Annotated in this window: 16 protein-coding genes and 2 pseudogenes; 7 read left to right on the top strand and 11 right to left on the bottom strand. The window is 69.8% G+C overall.

What is annotated here, in order from left to right; translation table 11 throughout:
* Positions 1–51: 51 nt before the first annotated feature.
* The 3 genes from ABEA81_RS20175 to ABEA81_RS20165 form a co-directional block, all read right to left on the bottom strand.
* On the bottom strand, positions 52–642 hold the full coding sequence (locus tag ABEA81_RS20175) for a DsbA family oxidoreductase (RefSeq protein WP_345606767.1): 591 nt from the start codon (positions 640–642) through the stop codon (positions 52–54).
* 81 nt (positions 643–723) lie between these two features.
* Entirely contained in the window at positions 724–1,548 is an 825-nt protein-coding gene (locus ABEA81_RS20170) for an alpha/beta hydrolase (RefSeq protein ID WP_345606766.1), read from the bottom strand.
* Positions 1,545–2,144 carry an NADPH-dependent FMN reductase gene (locus ABEA81_RS20165; protein ID WP_345606765.1) on the bottom strand — a complete coding sequence of 200 codons (600 nt, stop codon included), beginning with the start codon at positions 2,142–2,144 and terminating at the stop codon, positions 1,545–1,547. Before ABEA81_RS20165 ends, ABEA81_RS20170 begins: the two co-directional genes overlap by 4 nt.
* A 130-nt stretch (positions 2,145–2,274) precedes the next feature.
* Between ABEA81_RS20165 and ABEA81_RS20160 the strand changes: the two genes are divergently transcribed.
* On the top strand, positions 2,275–2,955 hold the full coding sequence (locus ABEA81_RS20160; RefSeq protein ID WP_345606763.1) for a TetR/AcrR family transcriptional regulator: 681 nt from the start codon (positions 2,275–2,277) through the stop codon (positions 2,953–2,955).
* Between the two features lie 487 nt (positions 2,956–3,442).
* On the opposite strand, the gene ABEA81_RS20155 is transcribed toward ABEA81_RS20160, so the two are convergent.
* The 3 genes from ABEA81_RS20155 to ABEA81_RS20145 form a co-directional block, all read right to left on the bottom strand.
* Positions 3,443–3,931 carry an MFS transporter gene (locus ABEA81_RS20155; RefSeq protein ID WP_345606762.1) on the bottom strand — a complete coding sequence of 163 codons (489 nt, stop codon included), beginning with the start codon at positions 3,929–3,931 and terminating at the stop codon, positions 3,443–3,445.
* Between the two features lie 150 nt (positions 3,932–4,081).
* Positions 4,082–4,813 carry a nitroreductase gene (locus ABEA81_RS20150; RefSeq protein ID WP_345606761.1) on the bottom strand — a complete coding sequence of 244 codons (732 nt, stop codon included), beginning with the start codon at positions 4,811–4,813 and terminating at the stop codon, positions 4,082–4,084.
* A 26-nt stretch (positions 4,814–4,839) separates the two neighbouring features.
* Positions 4,840–5,355 (bottom strand): 4-hydroxylaminobenzoate lyase, encoded by a 516-nt coding sequence (locus tag ABEA81_RS20145; protein WP_345606760.1) that lies wholly within the window; start codon positions 5,353–5,355, stop codon positions 4,840–4,842.
* Between the two features lie 188 nt (positions 5,356–5,543).
* Between ABEA81_RS20145 and ABEA81_RS42710 the strand changes: the two are divergent.
* Positions 5,544–5,987: pseudogene (locus ABEA81_RS42710) on the top strand (transketolase C-terminal domain-containing protein); the annotation flags it as partial.
* A 177-nt stretch (positions 5,988–6,164) separates the two neighbouring features.
* Here ABEA81_RS42710 and ABEA81_RS20140 read toward each other — a convergent pair.
* Positions 6,165–8,321, bottom strand: coding sequence for an FAD-binding and (Fe-S)-binding domain-containing protein (locus ABEA81_RS20140; RefSeq protein WP_345606759.1), 2,157 nt, complete (start codon positions 8,319–8,321; stop codon positions 6,165–6,167).
* Between the two features lie 92 nt (positions 8,322–8,413).
* Here ABEA81_RS20140 and ABEA81_RS20135 point away from each other — a divergent pair, with 92 nt between their 5' ends.
* Positions 8,414–8,677 carry a hypothetical protein gene (locus ABEA81_RS20135; protein ID WP_345606758.1) on the top strand — a complete coding sequence of 88 codons (264 nt, stop codon included), beginning with the start codon at positions 8,414–8,416 and terminating at the stop codon, positions 8,675–8,677.
* A 402-nt stretch (positions 8,678–9,079) separates the two neighbouring features.
* On the opposite strand, the gene ABEA81_RS20130 is transcribed toward ABEA81_RS20135, so the two are convergent.
* Together ABEA81_RS20130 and ABEA81_RS20125 are read right to left on the bottom strand one after the other, a co-directional pair.
* Entirely contained in the window at positions 9,080–9,949 is an 870-nt protein-coding gene (locus ABEA81_RS20130; RefSeq protein ID WP_345606757.1) for a hypothetical protein, read from the bottom strand.
* A 432-nt stretch (positions 9,950–10,381) separates the two neighbouring features.
* Positions 10,382–10,453, bottom strand: a pseudogene (locus tag ABEA81_RS20125) (hypothetical protein); the annotation flags it as partial.
* 1,222 nt (positions 10,454–11,675) lie between these two features.
* On the opposite strand from ABEA81_RS20125, the gene ABEA81_RS20120 reads away from it, so the two are divergent.
* From ABEA81_RS20120 to ABEA81_RS20105, 4 genes are all read left to right on the top strand, one after another.
* Complete coding sequence (locus tag ABEA81_RS20120; RefSeq protein ID WP_345606756.1) at positions 11,676–13,067, top strand: right-handed parallel beta-helix repeat-containing protein; 1,392 nt, start codon at positions 11,676–11,678, stop codon at positions 13,065–13,067.
* A gap of 344 nt (positions 13,068–13,411) precedes the next feature.
* Complete coding sequence (locus ABEA81_RS20115) at positions 13,412–14,098, top strand: response regulator transcription factor (RefSeq protein ID WP_345606754.1); 687 nt, start codon at positions 13,412–13,414, stop codon at positions 14,096–14,098.
* 4 nt (positions 14,099–14,102) lie between these two features.
* The gene (locus tag ABEA81_RS20110; RefSeq protein WP_345606753.1) at positions 14,103–15,488 is read left to right on the top strand and encodes a sensor histidine kinase; all 1,386 of its coding nucleotides are present in this window, start codon (positions 14,103–14,105) and stop codon (positions 15,486–15,488) included.
* Between the two features lie 225 nt (positions 15,489–15,713).
* Positions 15,714–15,956, top strand: a complete 243-nt coding sequence (locus ABEA81_RS20105; protein ID WP_345606752.1) for a DsbA family protein — start codon at positions 15,714–15,716, stop codon at positions 15,954–15,956.
* 9 nt (positions 15,957–15,965) lie between these two features.
* Here ABEA81_RS20105 and ABEA81_RS20100 read toward each other — a convergent pair whose 3' ends face one another.
* Positions 15,966–16,391 (bottom strand): nitroreductase family deazaflavin-dependent oxidoreductase, encoded by a 426-nt coding sequence (locus tag ABEA81_RS20100; RefSeq protein ID WP_345606751.1) that lies wholly within the window; start codon positions 16,389–16,391, stop codon positions 15,966–15,968.
* A gap of 71 nt (positions 16,392–16,462) precedes the next feature.
* A complete protein-coding gene (locus tag ABEA81_RS20095) occupies positions 16,463–17,302 on the bottom strand; it encodes a chloride channel protein (RefSeq protein ID WP_345606750.1) in 840 nt (279 codons plus the stop codon).
* Between the last annotated feature and the right edge of the window lie 25 nt (positions 17,303–17,327).

Genomic DNA, 17,327 nt, shown 5'->3' with positions numbered 1-17,327 from the left:
CGCGCAGCACGCGATGTGGCACACCACGGCGCCAGGCGCCCGCTACGGCACTCATCGCGTCAGTGCGGCGGCCCAGTCCTCGAACCACCGCCGGGGGTGCACCCCGGAGATCCTTTGACTGCCGGCGATCCAGGTGGGAGTGCTGGTGACACCACGCTCGCGGGCGAGATGCTCCGACTGGACGAGTGCGGCTTCTGCTGAAGCTCGTGCGGCGCGAAGCGCGTCGCCGTCGCCTCCGGCCTCCTCGGCCAGCCTCACGAGGAGATCGTCCGACTCGATGTCCAGGCCCTCGCCGAAGTAGGCGTCGAACACGGCCGTGGCAAATCGTTCGGCCACCTCCGGTCGGGACCCACGGAGCCATTCGAAAGCGGCCAGCGCGGGGCGCGAGTAGGGGATGCGATCCGTCCAGCGCATCGGTAGCCCGGCGAGCTCCGCCTCGCGCGCGAGGAATTCGTAGGTCGGGCCCGAGCGCGGCCCGACGAACGCCCCACCGGGCCCGATCTCGGGGTGGATCTGCAGCGCGTGCCCGACCAGGTGCAGTCCATGCCGGCGGAGGATCCGGTTGCGGTCCTGCGCCACGTAGCAGTGCGGGCAGATGAAGTCGAACCAGTGCTCGACGGTCACGGCGGGGACGACGGACATCCCGATCTCCTCACGGGGCAGATTGGAAACATGGATTTGATGTAACGAATCCGAGCCCGACGTAGCCAGCTGACCGGCACATCAGCCCAGCACGGCTCGGAGCCACGCCGCCGTGGCGGCGAGCGTGGCGGGGCTGTCGAACTCCGCGTCCTCGTGCCCAGCGCCGGCCAGTAGCTCGAAGCGGGACCGTGCACCGGCACGGCCCAGTGCGTCGTTGAGGGCGACACCCTCCGACGGCGGGACGATCCGGTCCCGGTCCCCATGGGCGATCAGGAACGGCGGCGCCTGCGGCGACACCCGCGACAGCAGGCTCAACCCCCGGGCCCGCTCGGCCAGCTCCTCCGGCTCGACATTGCCCAGCAGGTCCGCCTCGAACGGGAACGGGAGGAGCCGGATCTCCAGCCGGCTGCGTGCCGCGGAGGCCGCCAGGTCGGCGGGGCCGAACCAGTGCACCACGGCCTGCACCGCGCTGGACTGCTCGAGGTTCCCGCCGACAGCACCTTCCAGCTCCCCGTCACCCTCGGACAGGGCCAGCAACGATCCGAGGTACGCCCCGGCGGAAGCGCCCCACACGCCGAGCCGCCCGGTGGCGAGCCCGAGGCGCGTCCCGTTGGCGCGCAGCCACCGCACCGCCCCCTTGACGTCGTGCAGCTGCTGCGGGAACACCGCGTGGGGTGCCAGCCGGTAGTCGATCGAGACCACGGTGATGCCGTGCGCGGCGAGCGGAGCCAGCCGCGTGGCGGCTTCCGCGCGCTTGTCGCCCCGGCTCCAGCCACCGCCGTGCAGGTAGACCACGACCGGGCTGCCCGGCCCGGCACGGTAGATGTCGAAGCGGAGTTCCGTTCCACCGACGGTGGCGTAGATCAGGTCCTGCTCGACGGCGACCCCCTCACCTCCGCCGGTCACCCCTGCCCCGCGGACGCCATCCGAACGGCAGGGATCCCCGTCGAGATCGCCGCCAGCATGGCGTCGGCGCTCGACTCCACGACCTCGTTGGGCACGAAGCGACGCTCGTCGCCCGAGCCCTCGATGAAGGTGGACACGAACGGGATGATGACGCCCTCGGCCACGGGGATCATCTTCAAGAACGCCAGCACCGGCTTCAGCGCGTGGACGGCCCGGACGCCGCCGGAGACGCCGCCGTAGCTCACCAGGCCGATCGGCTTGTGCGCCCACTCGTGGAGCAGGAAGTCCAGCGCGTTCTTCACGGGCGCCGGGTAGCCGTGGTTGTACTCGGGTGTCACGAGGACGAACGCGTCCGCCCGCGAGATGATCGCGCTGAAATCCTCGGTGTGCCCCTTGGTGTACTGGCGGGCGCCGGGGTGGTTGGGCTCGTCGAGCATCGGCAGGCCGATCTCCGCGAGATCGACGATCTCGACCTCGAACCGCCCCGTCTTCGCGGCGTACTCGGCGATCCACCGGCCGACCGGAAGACCCGCCCTTCCGGGCCGAGTGCTTCCGATGATCACTTCCAGTACGGGCCGATCCTCGTCGTGGTCCATCCAGGTGCCTTTCTGGCCGAGCGGAGAAGGTTTCGTTACATTCTCTACGTGTAACTATACACGTAACGACCACTGGTTGTAACGGATCGGATAGACTGGGCCGGTCGACACCGTCCACGAGGTGGGATTCATGGCGCGAGCACGCGAAGCGACGAACGAGCGCTCGGATGCCGACGCCCCGCGCCCCGGCGGACGGCCCCGCGATGCCGCGCTGGACGAGGCGATCATCCTGGCCACACGCGAGCGCCTCGCGCGGGACGGCTACTCGCGCATGACCATCGGCGACATCGCCAACGACGCGAAGGTCAGCCGCCCCACGCTCTACCGACGGTGGAGCAACAAGTTCGACCTGGTGGTCGACGCGCTGGACTACGGCTTCCGCAAGCAGCGCGACATGTACACCATCGACTTGAGCCAACTTGAGCCGCAGGAGGCTCTCGTCGAGGCCATCGGCCGCCTGGATCCCGCCTACTTCAACCCGGACGCCATGGTGTTGATGGGCAACTTCGCCGGTGAGGCGATCCGCACCCCCGAGCTGCTCGAGATCCTCCGCAAGCACGCGGTCGAACCACGCGTCACGTTGGTCGAGAACGTTCTGTCGCAGCTCGCGGAGCGCGGTGCCGTGCGCGACGACGTCGACAAGCACACCATCGCCACCATGTGTTTCGGCAGCTACTTCGGCGCGTTCTACCGCGGCGAGAGCAAGGAGGAGATCCCGGAGGCCGTCGTGGCCGTGCTGTGGCCGGCGATCTCGAAGCGGGCGACCCGCCGCTCGCGGCGCACCACCAGCCCAGCCCGGCGCACCGACTGACCCTCACGCGCCGACCGTGCCATCTGCTCGACGACCCGCCCGGAGACCTGCTCACCTCGGGGAAGCCCGCCTGGTCGGGTAGAGCACGTCGTGGGCGTCACGACCGACCCGAGCATCGTCGCCGCCCTTCGCCTTAGGGAGGGCCCGGGCAGATCATGCTCGGTCCTCGGCGAGCGCCGCGCGCGGCGATCTACCCGGAGCCGTGTCGTCGCGACGCGTCGTGCCGCCGACCCGGACCGCGCGTGAGGTCCTCGCCAGGCCGAGGACCGCGGCTGCCGCGACGACGAGCACCAGCTCGGTCGGTGCAGCGCCGGACCTCCGCGGTCGCCCGGGGCCGGGCCCGGGTTCGGCCGGGAGAAGGCGCGTCCCCGGAGGGTGGCGAGAGCGCGTGGACCACCGGGCCCGGCGGCGGCGAGCAGGTAGTTCGGCGAGTCGGGCAGGAAGCGCACCAGGACGACCACGAGGAGCAGCGGCAGGACACCGCCGATCACGAACATCGCCCCGCCAGCCCCAGGCCGGGATCACCACGCCGGAGACCAGGCTGGCGGCGACGAAGCCGAACGCCAACCAGCAGAAGATGCACATGACGAAGGTCGAACGGCGCCTGGTGGGGGCGAACTCGCTCGCGAGCCCAACAGCGCTGGGGATGACGGCACCCAGTCCCACACCGGGCCGTTGACACGATGACGAGCATCCGGTGCCCGATGCGGCCGGCCAGCGGCGACAGCACGAGATAGCCGATCATGAGCCCCACGATCGACGCCGAGAAGATCGGGCCGAGCGTCGCGACGGGTAGCGACCACTCCTTCGCGACGGCGGGCGCGACGAAGCTGATCGCCTGGGTGTCGAGACCGTCGAGGAACATGACCGAACCGGTCAGGGTCAGGACCAGGACGTGGAACCTGCCCACCCGCTGGCGGTCGATGAGGTGGTCAAGCCGTACCGGCGGGCCTGAAGCAGGGGTCTGGGAGGACACGGCGATACCGCCTTTCGCGAGAGAGGTGCCGCCACCGGCAGGCGTGGCAGGACATAGCGGAGCGGCACGGACGCGAGGTGTCCGGTTCTTCCCCTCTCCGGCCCCAGCTGTGACGATGCGTGGCAGGACCGGCGTGCCGCCGTCGCTGGGTCAGCGACGATCGTCGCCGTGCCAGGTTGTGAAGCTGGGGACGGGTTCGCGCGGGGTCCGGAGCCCGTTCAGGCGATGGTGGTTGTCGGCGTGACCGAGTGCGAGCCCGCAGACGACGATCTGGTCGTCCGGTAGGTCCAGGTGCCGCCGCAGAACCGGGTAGAAGTCGATGAACGAGGCTTGCGCGCACGTATCGAGGCCGGCCTGCCGTGCGAGGAGCATGAGCGCCTGCAGGAACAGCCCGGCATCGACGAGCCCGCTGGCGAGCGGGTGCCGGCTGACGGTGAGGATCATCCCCACCGGAGCACCGAAGAAGTCGTAGTTGCGACGGTGGTGCGCGAGGCGCCTCTCGGCATCGAACGCCTCGATGCCGAGGGTCTCGCGGTAGAGGACGCCACCGAAAGCAGCCCGGCGGCCTCCGTACGGCTGCGGCCACGAGTCCGATGCGGGCTGGTACGGGTACTCGCACTCGGCAACCCGGCCGCCCGCGTCCAGCGCCTCCCACAAGGCCACCGTGAGGCGCCGCTTCGGCTCCCCCGTCACCACGTGCACGTGCCACGGCTGGCAGTTGGAGTTGGAGGCCGAGCGGGAGGCGAGCGCCAGCAGTCGCTCGACCTCGTTCCGGGGAACGGGTGTGGGCAGGAACGCCCGCACGCTGCGCCGCGTGAGGAGGGCCTCCTCGACGGTCACGGCCGACGCCGGGGCGTTCGACGCAGCCCTCTGCTCCGTCATGGTGTCCGCCAGCACGTCGCCTCCGGTCACAGCGAGTCCGGGGGCGTGATGTCGTAGGAGATGCGGCCCGCGGGCAGGTAGAACAATGCGATCACCGCTCCGCCCTTGACCTCTGGGTAGTGGTGGCTGCTCGGGTCCGGCGCGGTCCACCCGGCCCGCTGCCACCCGCGCGGTCCGCCGAGAACGGCGCCCGGGTCGAGCGGGACGACCATGTTGATCTCCCCATACGGGTGCTGGTGGTACTGGCCCTGGTACACCGGCACGCTGTTCATGTACACAGCGGTGACGCTGAACCAGTTGAGACGCTCGCTGGGCTCGGCGATTCGGCTGCGCCGGTAGCGCGGCCCGTCGACCTCGATGTTCGCCGCCCAGCCGTCGGCGACGCCCTCGGTGATGATCCGCGCGAGCTCGTCCCACAGCTCCGTGCCGGGACCGTGCGTCTCGTTCAGCCACATCTCGAGCTCCTCGCCCGCGGTGCGGTTCTTGATCAGTTCGAGGAACGGGACGCTGCGATCCAGTAGGTCTTCCGGCCTGGCACCCATGTCTGGCCTCCTTCGTCCGAGGTGCAACGAGGAGACAGCCTCGTCGCACGGAGGACGGTAGAAGGCACTTCCATTACAGTCAAGTTCTGTAACGAAACTGGGCCGGCCGCCGCCCCCTGCGCGCGCTGACCGGCAGCACCGTGCTGCACCCCTCGGACGCCAACCAGGCGGCCGCGTTGGTCTTCGAGATGGCCGACCGGCCCGGCATCTCGTACCTGCGCACGCTGCGGGGCAAGACACCGCTGCGCACCCCACCGGACGAGCAGGTGCGGATCGGCGGAGGTCGGCTCGCGCGGGCCCCCGGCGAGGCCGACGTGACGCTGGTGGCCTGCGGGATCACCGTCGCGGAGGCCGTCGCCGCTGCCGACGCCCTGGAGGCCGACGGGGTGCGGGCGCGGGTGCTGGACTGCTACTCGGTCAAACCGATCGACTCCGACGCACTCACCGATGCGGCGCACGACACGGCCGCGATCGTGACCGTGGAGGACCACTCGCCCGGAAGGCGGGCTCGGCGAGGCGGAGCTCGCCGCGCTGGCCGACACCCGCTCCGCCCACCGGTCCGCATCCTCGCCGTACGGGAGATGCCGGTCTCCGGCTCGCCGGCCGAGCTGATGCACGCCGCCGGGATCGACACCGAAGCCATCAACGACGCGGCGCGCCAGGTCCTCACGCAGGCCCGCGGCGCGGCTGGCCGGCCGCTCGGTCTCCCACGGCGTCATCGGCCACCAGCACCAGCCGGTGCTCGTGATTCCGCGTCCGCGCACCGCGATCTCGCCGGGATGCACTCGCCGCGGTCGGGTGGCCCGCCGCTACCGGCGATCCTCGCGGGCGGCCATGGCGAGGACCTCGGCCAGGTGCATCGCGTGCCGGCTGGTGCCGTGGCGGATCTGGCTGCGGCAGCTGAACCCGTCGGCGACCACCAGCGTGTCCGGCGCGGCGGAGCGCACGGCGGGCAGGATGACGCGCTCCCCCGCGGCGACCGACACGTCGTACTGCTCGCCCGCCTCGTAGCCGAAGCTGCCGGCCATGCCGCAGCACCCGGAGTCGGGCAGCTGCAGGTCGAGGCCCATCACGCGCATCAGCTCGCGGTCGGCGGTGGTGCCGATCGTGGCCGTCTGGTGGCAATGCATCTGCACCAGTGCCCTGCGGTGCAGGGCCGGTGGCGTGTAGCCGTCGGTCCGGTCGAGCAGCTCGGCCAGGGTGACGCTCTGCTTCGCAAGGCGCCGGGCGTCGGCGTCGGCCGGGAACAGGTTGGTCAGCTCGTCGCGGAACACGGCCAGGCAGCTCGGTTCGAGACCGACCACCGGCATGCCGCACGCGATCGGCTCGTGCAGCTCGCGCAGGATCCGCCGCAACCAGCGCTTGGCCGTCGGCAGCATCCCGAAGTCGTAGAGCGGCCGCCCGCAGCACAACACCCTCGCCGGGATCCGCACCACGTAGCCCGCGGACTCGAGCACCTCGACGGCGGCGACCCCGACCTCCGGCGTGAAGTGGTCGGTGAACGTATCGGGCCACAGCAGCACCTCGGGCCCCGTCGGCCGGGGCGTGTGCTCCGCGAACCACGACCGGAACGTCCGCACGGCGAACGGTGGCGCCTCGCGGCGGCGGTCGATACCCGCCGTCCTGCGCATCACCCGACCGACGCCCGGCGCGGCGAGGGCAGCGTTGACCAGCCGCGGTGCCCGGCTCGCCAGCCGGGCCCAGACGGGGATCAACCCCATCGCGTACGCCGCCGCGGGCCGCAGCCTGCGCGCGTAGTAGTGGGAGAGGAACTCGGCCTTGTAGGTGGCCATGTCCACGCCGACCGGGCAGTCGCCCTTGCAGCCCTTGCAGGCCAGGCACAGGTCGAGCGCGTTCTTGACGTGCTCGTCGCGCCACCCGGAACGGCGCCCGTCCCCGGATAGGTGCCCGCCCATCATCTCCAGCAGGAGCCGCGCCCGGCCGCGGGTGCTGTGCTCCTCCTCGTGCGTGACCATATAGCTGGGGCACATCGTCCCGCCGGACTCGTGGCGGCAACGGCCGATCCCGAAGCAGCGGTTCACCGCGTCGGCGAAGCCGAGCTGGTCGTCGGGGAACCGGAAGTGGGTGCGTACCTCCCGCGGCTGGTAGCCGGTGCCCAGCCCGAGGTTCGCCGTCGGCGGGTACGGCTGGACGATCTTGCCGGGGTTCATCCGGCCCTCGGGGTCGAAGATGGCCTTGAACTCGCCGAACACCCCCACCAGTTCCGGTCCGAACATCTTCACCAGCTGGTCGGCCCGCAGCTGCCCGTCGCCGTGCTCCCCGGAGAGTGAGCCCCCGAAGCGCACCACGAGGTCGCCCGCCTCGCCGAGGAACCGCCGGAAGTTGTCGACCTCCGGCGCGGAGTCCAGGTGCAGGTCCAGCCGGTTGTGCACGCAGCCCTGCCCGTAGTGCCCGAACAGCACCGTGTGGTAGCCGTGCCGCTCGACGAGCCGGCAGTACTCCCGCAGGTAGTCCCCGAGCTGCTCGGGTGCCACCGCCGCGTCCTCCCAGCCCGCCAGCCCCGCGTGGTGGCCGGGGATACGGGTGAACTTGATCGTGCTGCGCCGCACCTCCCAGACCTGCTGCTGGCCCATGGCGTCGGCAAAGACCTTCGGCGTCCCCGGCGTGCCGTCCACCCGGCCCTTCGCGTGCTCGACCCGGGCCTCGACCTCGTCGCGGGTGTCGGCGCCGTACTCGACCAGCAGCCAGGCCCTGCCCGGGGGCAGTTCGTCCATGCCGGGGATGTGGGTCCGGTGCGCCTCCAGGTTGTCCAGGACACCCGCGTCGAAGGACTCCAGGGCGATAGCGCCGGTGCCGTCGAAGTCGGGGACGTGGTCGGCCGCGGTGAACGGGTCGGGGTAGCCGACCACCAGCAGCGAGCGGTGCTCCGGGTCGGGCAGCAGCCGGACCGTCGCCTGCAGGACGAGCACGCAGGTGGACTCGCTGCCAACCAGAGCCCGCGCCACGTCGAAGCCCTTCTCGGGCAGCAGGTCGGGGAGAGGTTGTAGCCCGAGACCCGCCGCGGGATCTCGGGGAACCGGTCGCGGATCAGGCCGGCGTGGATGTCGCGCAGCCGGCGCAGGCGGCGGTAGATCTCCGCTCGACGGCCCCCTCCGGCGACGATCCGCTCGTAGGTCGCGTCGTCGGTGGGGCCGACGGTCATCCGCGTGTCACCCCCGACGAGTCGCCGATGGCCGACACGTTCAAGCCCATCCACGCCAAGAAGATGCTCACCGCGTTCGAGCGGGGCGAACCCGCCCGGCAACCGATCGCCAGGAACTTGCTGACCCCCTGGCCGGCGCTCCCGGGCACGCACCGTTGATCGTCACCCTGAGCCGCGTGAGCTTCCTCAACTCGCACCGGGTGACACCGATGGCGAAGGCGCCTCTGCTGCGTCCGCCGCGGGCCGCCGGGGCGGGTTGCGCCCCGTGGCGCGGTGGTCGCTTTAGGCCGCGCGGCGGCCACGGCCAGTAGAAGATCCACCGCACGGTCCACCGACCTGGCCGAGGTAGTCGGTGCCCAGCCAGGAGCGTGCCGAGCCTCATCCAGCGCCCCTGACCGAGCCAGGTGCCCGGACGACGAGATCAGGGCACCGGTTCCCTGCCTAGAGGTGGGCCCACCGGTTCGCCACACTCACTTCTTCGAGCGGCAGCGACCGCGACCAGCAGCATCCGGGATCGACCAGCAGGATCAGTTACCTTGGTCGACACTGCGCGTCGAGCCGCTACAAGGAGCGCCGCGCCTCAGAGGCGCGCTCGATAACGTCAGATAGGGCGCGCTCCAACCGCCCATCGTCGCGACTGTCGCGATAACGCACCACCGAGAAGCCGAGGTCAGCGGTCCTTCTTTCAGATTCAGAAGCATCCTGGAATGCCTGCAGCGCATTATGCACAATGAGACCAGCATCACCAAGGTTGATCATATCCTGCGTAGCGGCCTCAAGGGTATCCGGGCGCAGAACGAGCTTGCTGATGTTTTTGATTGCGACGGGAATGATAAGGTCTTCCCCCGCAATGCGTCGAACCCTGAGAAGTCGGTCTGCACGGGAAACGGATGGTTCGCCGCCCAAAGCCACATCGACTTCCGATTTGAAGAAGTCAGCTTGCACCTCGTAGCCATAAATCGCCCCCCGCTTACGCAACTCAGAGAGCGCTCGCTTCAAACTGCGCTCCACTTCGAAGGGGTAGAGCAGATCGCGCAGATCACGGAAATCTTCCTGGGCACGAACATTCGGATCCAGGCTTTCCGCTGCAACGACAAGCTCGGCCGCAACCTCCGGCTTCTCCTCTTCAATCTTGCCCCTGGCCGATTCGACGAGCTCCTTTGCTGTCGCCGCCCTGAGTCGCCTGCGCGCCAGCTCGACCTTGTCCTTACTCGCGCTGATAATCGGTGTCCCCTGCACAGCCATGAGCAGGAATACGGCACCGAGCAGGAGGATAGTCGTTGTCCCCGCCTGGTTGTCAGACAGGAAAACCCCTGCGCCGCCGGCACCGACACCTGCAAGGCCGAGAAGCGTCGCTGCAATGCGTTCCCAATGGCTCAAACCAACATCAAACTCGTCGTCCCGGCGTGCTTCCTCGGACTCCTCAGCCACCGGCCAAACTTACCGGTCACGCCGACGATGACGCTCACAACGTCGAGCCAGGGCCAGGGCTTCGACCCCCGCGTCCAAGACTAGATCGACCTCGGCGTCCCCGCGCTCGCCGACCAGTCTGTTACGGAGCGCCGTAGCAGGGGTGGCTGATCGGGATCCCGACCGTCCGCCTCCACGAGAGCGAGCGCGACGGTGGCGGCCTGCGGCGCAAGGGAACCGGCCAGCATCAGGCGGCCCTGACGTCGGCCCGCGGTCGCGGCAGCTCGGCGATCCGCGACAGCAACACCTCGCCCTGGCCGTGGATGTTGCCAGCGGTGACCACGGAGCCCGTGCCGTCCCGGCCAATCGCGACCGCGTCGAGGAACGCGTTTCGCCGGTGCCGCGCATGACGCTGACGATCACCATCATGCCGAGCAGCAGGAAGATGACGTTCCAGTCGATCCCCGTGTCCTCGGAGAAGAACGCCGAATGCGCGTCGCTGATCCCGAGAGCTAGCACGAGCATGGCGGCGCCCAGCGCAGCGGCGGAGCCGGTGACCCACTTCTCGGTCGCGATGAGGACGTAGGCCCACAGGAAGATTGCGCAAGCTGCGACAGCGTGGAAGTCGGGCAGCTCGAGCCTCTCGTCCGGACCGTCGCACACCAACACAGTGCCGACCGGACTTCCCGGCTCACCCCGGAGAACCCTACGTGTCGCCGGCGCATCGTCGTCGACCGGCCGGTGGGCGCAGAGGACCCCGCCCGACGGCGACGGCGGCCGCGGGGCGTCCCCGCCCGACCTCGCGGCCTGCCCCCTCAGAACATGCCGTTGGGCACGAGCCCAGTCTCCGGGATGGGTTGCACCAAGTCCGGCACTCCCCTGTCATGTTGGGGTCATGCGCGCTGCGCACCGCCCCCTTGCTGACAGCCCGGTGATGGTCGGCGTGTACGACCCGGCCACCGGCGCGGCCGGCACTGACGGTCGCGTTCACCGATGCACAGCGCCACGCCGGCCAGGTCGTGGTGTTGCGCGCCGGGCACCGTGACCGGTTCGGTACCCACGGGCAGCACTCCGATGCGCTCACCCGTGGATCGCGCACTTCCCGGACGTACCGGGTGGAGCTCACCGTCGTGCGCGAGGCGTCGGTCCCCGCACTCCTGGCGCCGGACGTCAGTGCCTCGGGTCGTCGTCCTCGCCAATCGAGCGCGCTGGGCCTCCGCCGCGTCGTCTTCGGCTCGATCAGCGGCGCCGTACTGCGCCGCTCTCCCGCCTCACCCGCCTGATCGCATAGTCCGATCCCCGGTTCACCATGCTCCCCCGGCGCTCCCGCGTGAGCATGAGGCCCATCTGAAATCAACCGACGCCGACGCCGACGTGCCGGCAAGTCCCGTGACGAGGCACCCGAACCTCCGGTGGACGGCCGGCGCCCTGTTCCGATCGACTCTCCACGACGGGTTCCCGCGAACGCCGACGCTCCCGGAATGAGCGGCCAGCCGCGCGGTTCGGGAGCTTCTCGCAGTTTGTCAGATGATCGTCAGGTTCGCCCACGCACGCTGCTCGCCGGCCCGAACTCCCCGCGATCACGACACCCGGGCCGATCCGAATCGGGGATCGCTGCTGGTCAGACGGCACGACGGCGAGAACATCGGGGTTCGGTCCGCCACGTGGGAAGGCACACGCATCCGCACCTCGCCGCTCAGTACCGTGCCACCTGGAATGCGGCACGGACCGAGGGAGCTCACCGGGCGTGAACACGACGACAGCGATTTTCATCGACTCGGGAACACTCGGTAGGGCCTCCGGTGAAATTCCCCGGACGAGCAGGTCCCGACACCTGCTGGTGTTCCTCGTGAGCGTGTTGGCGCTCCTGATCGGCGCCTGCGCGACACCGCCGGATCCGCTGCCACGCCGCGACGTGCCCGCCGACGCTCCGGTCGACCCGGCCAAGCCCTGTTCTCGTGAAGTGACGAGCACATCACCGAGCGCCCCCGCGGACTCATCAGCGATCGATGTCCAGTTCGACCGAGCCTCGAACACGATAACGCTGACGCGCGGCGAGAACGTCTCGATACCCATGCTGAGCGACGCGGTGAACGACTCCCTCGTACGCGAGGTCGAGCCGGGAACCTGGCTTCTCAACGCCAATATCAGCGTACTCGGCGGGGCGTCACTGCACATCAGCTCGCCGGACGTGCGCTGGCTCAGGATGGCGAGCGGCGGCGGCCGGTTCACGGCGATCACGGCGATCGGCGGCGGCATCGACGTCGAGGGATCGTGCATCACATCCTGGAACGAGGACGCCGACCAGGTCGACGACGACTACAAGGACGGCCGGAGCTACCTGCTCGCCCGCGACGGCGCCACGATGACGATCGACGACTCCGAGCTCCGCTACCTCGGCTCCGGTGACGTCGAGTCCTACGGATTGTCGTGGCGAACCGCGGGAACCACCGGACACATCGCCCACAGCGTCGTCTCCCACCTCTACTACGGCCTCTACTCCTATGAGATCGACGGCCTCCAGGTGACCGACAACGAGTTCCACGACAACGTCCTCTACGGGGTGGACCCGCATACCCACTCACGCAATCTCCTGATCGAGCGCAACGTGGTGCACCACAACGGCAAGCACGGAATCATCCTGGCCGAGGACTGCGCGGATAGCGTCATCCGGAACAACATCGTCTACGCCAACAAACACCACGGAATCGTGATGTACCTCCACTCCGACCACAACCTCATCGAGGGCAACGAGTCGTTCCGCAATGCCGCCCAAGGCGTCAACATCAACGAGTCCAGCGACAACACAATCCGCAACAACAAGGTCTACGACAACACCGATTCCGGTATCAGCATCACCCAGACCGCCCGAGACAACTCGGTGGAGGGAAACGAGGTGCGCGGCAACAAGAAGGACGGCATCCGGCTGGTCAGCGAATCCGCCCACACCACCGTCCGCCACAACACCATCGGCCGAAACGGTCGGTACGGGATCTACATCGACACCGTCAGCGGATTCGACCTCGCAAAGAACGTCATCTTCGGCAACCGCATCGGCATCACCGCACGGGGAGAGAAAGCCGACGAGGACGACAACCAGGTGTTCGACAACACACAGGGAGCCACGATGAGCCAGTGACCGCTCACGAGTCCGTCTCCGGGAGCGCGACGACGAAACGAGCTCCCCCCGCCCGGTCGGTACTCGATCCAGACCGAGCCGCCGTGGTGGCGAACGTGCTGCGCGAGCAGTGAGAGCCCGAGGCCGCTCCCCCGGTCCTGCCCCCGCTGTCCTGCCTGGGCGCCACGCGCGAGCGTTCGAACACCCGCCCCGCGTTCCGCTGCTCGGAGGACGGCCGCCCGAGACCACCTGACGGTCGTCTTGCGGATGTGCGGAACCGGGCCGGTGAGGTGGGCGAGAAGCCGGACGAGCGGCCAGGATCCTCTCCAGGCGCTGATCGCCGCGAGGAGATGGAGGAGGTCGGGATGGACGCTCGGTTGCTGTTGGTCGAGGACGACGAGCGGATCCGGCTGGCTCTCGGGCTCGCCCTCGCCGATGAGGGGTGTCAGGTGATCGAAGCGGCCTCCGGGGAGGAGGCGCTGCGACTGATGGCCACAACCGATGTCGACGTGGTGCTGCTCGACCTCATGCTGCCGGGCGTGGACGGGCTGGAGGTCTGCCGGATCCTGCGTTCCCAGGGCGACGTCCCGATCATCATCGTGACCGCGCGAACCGACACCGCCGACGTGATCAGCGGTTTGGAAGCCGGTGCGGACGACTACGTCTCCAAACCGTTGATCGCCAGCGAGCTCGCCGCGCGGATCCGGGCGCTGCTGCGCCGTCACCAGCAGGCCGACGGGCGCGGCCACCGCGTCCTGCAGATCGGGGAGGTGGAGATCCGCCCCGACGAGGACGTCGTGTGCCGTGCCGGCGTCGCGGTGCACCTCACTCGCACCGAGTTCCGGTTGCTGGTCGAGCTCGCCAGGGCAGCGGGGCACGTGGTCAGCAGGGAGGAGTTGCTGAAGAGGGTGTGGGGGTACGACTACTTCGGTGACACCCGGTTGCTCGACGTCCACATCCGGCGGCTGCGTCGCAAGATCGAGCGCGATCCGGACGACCCGGAGTGCGTGGTGACGGTGCGAGGGCGGGGGTACAAGGCCGGCGTCTGGTGAGCGGATGAGTTCGGGGGCAAGGATGCGGGTGCGGCGGCTCACGCTGCGGTGGCGGGTGGCCGCCGCGTTCGGGTTCGGCGCACTCCTGCTCACCGCGACCCTGGCTGCGGTCACCTGGAACCTCGCGGCCGGCTATATGCTGCGCCAGCGGGAGGAGGGCGCCACCCGGCAGGCCGAGGTGAACGTGCGCCTCGTGGACCGTGAGCTGCGGTCGGGCGGCGAGGGCCTGGAAGACCTGCTCACCGGTCTGGCTACGAGCAACGAATCGAGCGTGCTGATTCGGCGACCCCAGGGATGGGTGACCAGCGGTCGTGCGGTGTCCCCGGCAGAGTTCCCGAAGCCGCTCCTGGCCCTCGCCGAAGACGGGGTGCCGGCACGGCAGCGCCTGATGGCTGCCGGCGGCCCGGTCATTGCCATCGCACTCCCGGTGTCCACGCAGGACGGGGTGTACGTCGAGCTCTTCCCGCTCTCGGAGCTGGACCGAAACTTCCGGTTCCTCAGCGGCGTCCTGGTGACCGGCGTGGTGACGAGCGGCGTCCTCGGCGTCATGGTCGGCTCCTGGGCGAGCCGGCGCGCGCTGCGTCCGTTGAAGGAGCTGACCGACGCCGCGTCCCGCGTGGCCGGTGGCCAGCTGCAGGCCCGCCTCCCCGACCAGGACGACCCCGAGCTGGCTCAGCTCGCCGCCGTCTTCAACAGCACCGCAGACGCGCTCGAGGCCCGGGTCCGCCGCGACGCCCGCTTCGCCAGCGACGTGAGCCACGAACTGCGCTCCCCCCTGACCACGATGGCCAACGCCGGCGCCGTGCTGCAACGCCGCCGTGGGGAGCTGTCCGGCACGGCCGACCGGGCCCTCGAGCTGCTGCTGTCCGAGGTGGAGCGGTTACAGCGGACTGTTGTGGACCTGCTGGAGATCTCGCGCGACGACCAGCAGCCCGACGCGGGCAACGACGAGACCGTGGACCTCGGCGGGTTGCTGCGCAACGTCGTCGAACCGCGCCCCGGGACCAAGCCGGTGATCGAGGTCGACGTCCCGGCCCCGATGGTGCAGGGCGACCGGCGGCGACTCGACCGGATCGTCGCCAACCTACTGGACAACGCCGACAAGTACGGCGGCGGCGCGGTGCGGGTCGCCGTGCGCCGGTGCGACGGATGGGCCCGCCTCGTGGTTGAAGATGCCGGTCCCGGGGTTCCCGAGGAGCTGAAGGAGCTGGTGTTCGAGAGGTTCTCCCGCGGCGCCCACGCGGGTCGTCGTGGCCACGGCGTGGGCAGCGGGCTCGGGCTGGCGCTCGTCGCGCAGCACGTCCAGCGCATGGGTGGCCGCGTGTGGGTCGAGGACCGGCAGGGCGGAGGGGCCCGTTTCGTCGTCGAGATCCCGGAGGTGCCGCTATGAACCGTGTCGGACGCGCCGCCGCCTCGGTAGCGATCGTCCTGGCCACGTCCGCGTGCGGGGTGGCCGTCCAATCCGCGCCCGTCCCTCTGACCGAACCGTCGACTCCGGCCAGCCAGCAGGACGAGCCCCCCGCCTCACCGAACGCGCCAAATCGGGCAGGGCACCCTGCGCCACCCGCATGCCCGCCGACCCCCGGACCGCCGTGACCACCAAACCAGATAGGTGATGATGGCCGACCTGACCAACGGGAACGGCCTGCCTGAGGAGCAGCTGACCGCGCTCGGCACGCAGGCGGGCGCCGGTGACGGTCTCGCCGAGTGCGTGTCGTCGGACCGGTACACCGTGGCGGCACTCACTGACGAGGCCTCCCGGGCGGGGGTCAACGCGTCGCCGACCGTCCTTGTGAACGGCCAGGAGGTCGAGCACAGCGTCGAGGCACTGCGCGCGGCGGTCGTGGCCGCACCCTGAACGAACGCGTCAGGTCGGGGTGTCGAGCTGCAGTTCGACCATCGGCAGTGCGGTGTTCGTGTCATCGATGGGGTGTCCCAGTGTTTCCTCGACGACGGGTTTGAACCGCTGCCACGCTCGGGGATGTCTGCGCCGGTAGGCGGCGAGGGCCTGGTCGGCCTCCTCCTGGCCGAGCACTCGCGCGGTTGCGGGAGTCGGTCCGCGTCCCGCGGTGTGCACGTGGACGCGAGGGTTCGCCCGCACGTTGCGGAACCACTGGGCGCGGTCGCCGAATCCGGACGGAACGATGTACGTGTTCGGAGCGGGGCGGCCGAAGACCTCCAGGACGACCTGACGGGGCCGGCCGGTCTTGCGGCCGATGTGTTCGAGCATCAGCATCCGGGAGCCGAACAGGAACCCGAGGTGGGCGCGGTAGATCCAGATCGGTGCACGCATGAGGTGGTGAGAGCGGAGTAGCCGCGCGCCGCCTGCGGCGATCACGCGAGACAGGACCCGGGACACGGACATCATGGCCTCCTCGTGGTGGGTGGATCGAATCTGCACCGCGACATCGCCGCGTCGGACGGACCGCGCCGCGCACCGTAGGCGGCCAGTACGTCGCGGGGGTCAAGCCAGCCGACCGGTGCTCCGCCGGGCTCGCTCACCACCGGCAAGCCGCTCGCCTCGTGGTCGGCAAGAGCTGCCAGCGCGTGGTGCAGGGAGAGGTCGGGACGCAGCTCGGGCAACTTCCGGGCGAGGTCGCGGGCGAGACGCGGAGCATCTACGTCGCCGTTCTCGCCCGGTTCGAGCTCCTGCGCCAGTACGGCACCGAGGTAGGCCCGTCGTCGGTCACCGGTGCGGCACCGTAGTGCGACCGCCCGAGCCGGCTCGTCGAGTTCTGCGCCCGCGCCGATCGGTTCCGGGGCCGGCTGCATCGCGTCGCACACGCGCAACCGGTCGAGCGTGGCGTCGGTGCGGGCGTCGACGTCGATGCCGCGGCGCAGCAGCTTGAGGGTGTAGATGTTGTCGCGCGAGAGCAGGTGACTCAACCCGGTGGAGAGCGCGACGGCGGCCATCAGCGGCAGGATGATCGCATACTCGCCGGTCAGCTCGAAGACGATCAGCAGCGCCGCGATCGGCGCGTGGCTCGCTCCGGCGAACACCGCCGCCATCCCGACCAGCCCGAACGCTCCGGGGGACAGGTCCAGGCCGGGAAACGCGGCCTGCGCGACCACGCCGAACGCGGTGCCGAGCATGCCGCCGATGAACAGCGAGGGGGCGAACACCCCGCCCGAGCCGCCGATGCCGATCGTCAGGCTCGTCGCGAGCAGTTTGCCGTCCAGCAGGACGAGCAGGAACCCAAGCACATAGCCCCCGGCGACTCGGGCTGTG

It is taken from the genome of Pseudonocardia adelaidensis, from assembly GCF_039543345.1.
In the GTDB taxonomy this organism is placed as follows: Bacteria; Actinomycetota; Actinomycetes; order Mycobacteriales; family Pseudonocardiaceae; genus Pseudonocardia; species Pseudonocardia adelaidensis.
Note: the sequence above shows the minus strand (reverse complement) of the source record. Positions and strands in the feature narration are given on the sequence as shown.